The organism is Acinetobacter sp. UBA3025, assembly GCF_002367915.1.
GTDB lineage: Bacteria > Pseudomonadota > Gammaproteobacteria > Pseudomonadales > Moraxellaceae > Acinetobacter.
This window is the reverse complement of sequence record NZ_DFDO01000287.1, coordinates 1-3,745: the sequence shown is the minus strand read 5'-3', so window position 1 is coordinate 3,745 and position 3,745 is coordinate 1. Positions and strand designations below refer to the sequence as shown.

Here is a 3,745-nt window from a genome sequence, read left to right as displayed (position 1 = left end):
TTTATCTGACTGAGCATCGCCATATCATGAGCCGCCGTTTGCATGTCGCAGGCAGCAGTATCGGTTTATATTTTTTTAGCAAAGCCCTTCATCAGCGTAAAGCCAAATATCTAGCCTATGGAATACTCTCAGGTTATGCCTGTGCCTGGATTGGTCATTTCATTTTTGAAAAGAATAAACCGGCCAGCTTTAAACAGCCGCTATACAGTTTTATTTCAGACTGGCGTATGTTTGCCGATGTATTACGTGGTAACCTGAATCTAGTTGATCGTAAGCATGACAAAATTCCAAGTTAGGGCTTATGACGTTTTATCGGATTTATGCTTAAGTATTGCAATAAAAACGATAAAAACACTTGCAAGTGTAGAGTTATTATTCTATTAATTGTTTTATTGCTTATTCAGTATTTTATCAAAGAGTATAATTCACTGAATAAATCAGTTTTCCAAGCCTGGAGCGACCTTCTCCGGGCTTTTTTTATATTTAAAAAAATAGAAAGATGTGCAGTGCATTATTTTTAATTTATCTGAATGATTTAGAAAATATTCACGAGATGAATGAAGCAAGTTTGAAAGATGAGATGGTCGGTTCTGCTTAGATGGGTCGATCCTTTCTAGCTTTGACACGTCTCCCCATAAACGGTTTACCCAAAGCTAGAAAGGATCTGGTAGATAAAACACAGCTTTTGCTTTTCTATTTATTTGTTGTGTTCGAACTTATTTAAATCCTTTAATGCATGTAGACCTATCCCTGAAATTGGGTATTTTGAAGTTTTCTTTAAGTTTTGTGATTAATGGTATTTCAGCAATTTTATAAACAGGAATCGTAACATCCGGACATAAAAAAATCGCTTTCAGAATTTTGCAACTTCTCCATTAAGTTATCTGCAAAATCCTAAAAGCGTTTGTCGGAGGGCGTAAGCATTAACACTTTATCATTATTGTTATAAAACCATTAAAACGTAAATTCTCGTAGCCGCCTATCACTGAAAATAGGGATATTGATCAATCACCTGTATAAAAAGTACAAATAATAATCTAATACCTGAATCGGGTATTATTCAGTGTTTAGGATGGGGAAACTCGCCCATTTATGCCTATAATAGCGTATGTATTTTGAATGGCGGCAGTCATGCGCGGTTTGTATTTAATTACCAATGATGATCCTATTGAACTTCTCCTGGCAAAACTTGAAGGTGCAATGGCGACTTATGAAGTTGCGGTACTTCAGTATCGTCGTAAAAAAGTAGCGAAAGAAGATCAGGCTTACGAAATCGAATATATGAAACAAATGTGCGAACAGTACAAAGTTCCATTTGTGATTAATGACGATTTAGAAACTGCAGTAAAATATGGCGTAGGCGTGCATTTGGGTCAGGATGATGGCTCAATTCAGGAAGCTGTTGAACGTTTGCCTAAAAATGTATTGATTGGCCGCAGTTGTAATAATTCACTTGAGCTTGCTGAACAAGCCATTGCTGATGGGGCTAATTATGTGGCCTTTGGCGCGATCTATGCGACTGATACCAAGCCAGAAGCAGGTAATATTGGTCTGGAAACCTTAAAACAAGCCAAAAGTAAATTAAATGTACCTATTTGCGCTATTGGCGGTTTGACGGTTGAAAACGGTAAAGAAGTCATTGAAGCCGGCGCTGACCTTTGTGCAGTCATTAGTGATGTATTGGGTCGCTCAATGTCGACTGTCGGTCAACGAGTGTATGACTGGTCGGAACTATTTGCTGAACAAGCTTAATTTTTATTTCTTATTGTATTTTTGAGTTGAGTGATTCTCATGAGTTTATCTCCAAAGCAAGAACAACTATTTAAACAAGCCAATAAACATATTCCGGGTGGCGTCAACTCACCTGTACGTGCCTTCAATGGCGTGGGCGGTACGCCTATCTTTATCGAGAAAGCCCAAGGTGCTTATCTGTACGATGTCGATGGCAAGCGTTATGTGGACTATGTCGGTTCATGGGGCCCAATGATTCTGGGTCATGCGCATCCAGCAATCATTAAAGCAGTTCAAGACGCAGCGGTTGATGGTTTAAGCTTTGGTGCACCAACCGTGCATGAAACCACTTTGGCAGATATTATTTGCGACATCATGCCGTCGATTGAATTGGTTCGTATGACTAATTCCGGTACTGAAGCAACGATGACTGCGATCCGCCTGGCGCGGGGTTATACCGGACGTGACAAGATCGTGAAATTTGAAGGTTGTTATCACGGGCACTCTGACTCGCTGCTGGTAAAAGCAGGTTCTGGCCTGTTAACTAAAGGCGAAGGTGAAGCGACTTCTGCGGGTGTACCTGCTGATTTTGCCAAACATACTTTAACCCTTCCTTATAACGACATCGCCACTTTAAAAGAATGCTTTGCCAAGTTCGGTTCAGAAATTGCCGGTGTAATCGTAGAGCCAGTAGCAGGGAACATGAATCTGGTGAAACCGATTGATGGTTTCCTGCAAGCGATTCGTGATGTCTGTGACGAGCATGGTTCAGTCTTTATCATTGATGAAGTGATGACCGGTTTCCGTGTTGGTCTAGGGGGCGCTCAGGCACATTATGGCGTGACTCCTGATTTAACGACTTTGGGTAAAATTATTGGTGCAGGGCTGCCAGTCGGTGCTTTTGGCGGTAAGCGTGAAGTGATGGAATGCATCGCGCCATTAGGTAACGTGTATCAGGCAGGTACTTTGTCTGGTAACCCACTGGCAATGCGTGCCGGGATCGAGATGTTTAAACATCTGCGTGAGCCAGGTTTTTATGAAAAATTGACTGCACAACTTGAAAAACTTCTTGCAGGTTTACAGGCAGCTGCGGATGAAGCCGGTATTCCATTCAAGACCCAGCAAGTGGGCGGTATGTTTGGCCTGTACTTCACGGATCAGGAAGACATCACCAGCTTTGATTCAATGCTGAAATGTGATGTTGAAGCTTTCAAAAAATTCTTCCATGGCATGTTAAGTCGTGGTGTGAACCTGGCTCCATCTGCATTTGAAGCAGGATTCATTTCAGCTGCGCATAGTGATGAAGATATTGAATTCACGATTCAAGCAGCGAAAGAAACTTTTGCGGAAATGAAAGCTTAAGTTTTAAATCCTCCCTAACCCTCCTTTGGAAAAGGAGGGAATTCTAATTTTGAAATTCCCCCTCTTTAGTAAAGAGGGGCTAGCGGAGATTAAATTCTAAAATTAGGGATATTGATGGATGCAAACTAAACATTATTTGACTCTAAGCGATGCTGAATTCTTATTAAATCAGGCCTATGAATATGCGCTAGAGCAGGGCTTTAATGTCAGTATTGCTGTTGTTGATGAAACTGGTAATTTGCTGGCAATGAAGCGTATGGATGGGGCTTCACCGATGACAGCAAACCTGTGTCTGGAAAAAGCACGTTGTTCTGCAATCAGTCGCCGTCCGTCCAAGCTGTTTGAAGATATTATCAAAGGCGGTCAAATGGGCTTTCTGACGATGGATAGTTTTTCTGGCATGCTGGAAGGTGGAGAACCGATTTTGTATCAAGGACAGTTAGTGGGTGCAATGGGTGTTTCTGGGGTGAAGTCTTTTCAAGATGCGGAGATTGCTCTGCAGGCGATTGAGAAGTTTTTGGTACTACACAATTAGGTGTTAGTATTTGGAAAATACAAAATCATCGTGAGTATGAATAAATTTAACAAAGCCCAAGTTGGTTTACTTGGGTTTTTTTGATTCTAAGTAATAAAATAGACCTCTTGCGAAAGT

4 protein-coding genes are annotated in these 3,745 nt (G+C 41.1%); all 4 read left to right on the top strand.

Annotation, left to right across the window (positions count from 1 at the left end; genetic code table 11):
* On the top strand, positions 1-296 hold a 296-nt coding region (locus B4J23_RS12130; RefSeq protein ID WP_291360933.1), incomplete at its 5' end, for a DUF962 domain-containing protein.
* Between the two features lie 835 nt (positions 297-1,131).
* Positions 1,132-1,752: a thiamine phosphate synthase gene (gene thiE, locus B4J23_RS12125; protein ID WP_004786336.1), complete on the top strand. Its 621-nt coding sequence runs from the start codon at positions 1,132-1,134 to the stop codon at positions 1,750-1,752.
* A gap of 39 nt (positions 1,753-1,791) precedes the next feature.
* A complete protein-coding gene (gene hemL / locus B4J23_RS12120) occupies positions 1,792-3,093 on the top strand; it encodes a glutamate-1-semialdehyde 2,1-aminomutase (protein WP_125279557.1) in 1,302 nt (433 codons plus the stop codon).
* A gap of 118 nt (positions 3,094-3,211) precedes the next feature.
* Positions 3,212-3,628 (top strand): GlcG/HbpS family heme-binding protein, encoded by a 417-nt coding sequence (locus B4J23_RS12115; protein WP_125279558.1) that lies wholly within the window; start codon positions 3,212-3,214, stop codon positions 3,626-3,628.
* Positions 3,629-3,745: the final 117 nt, after the last annotated feature.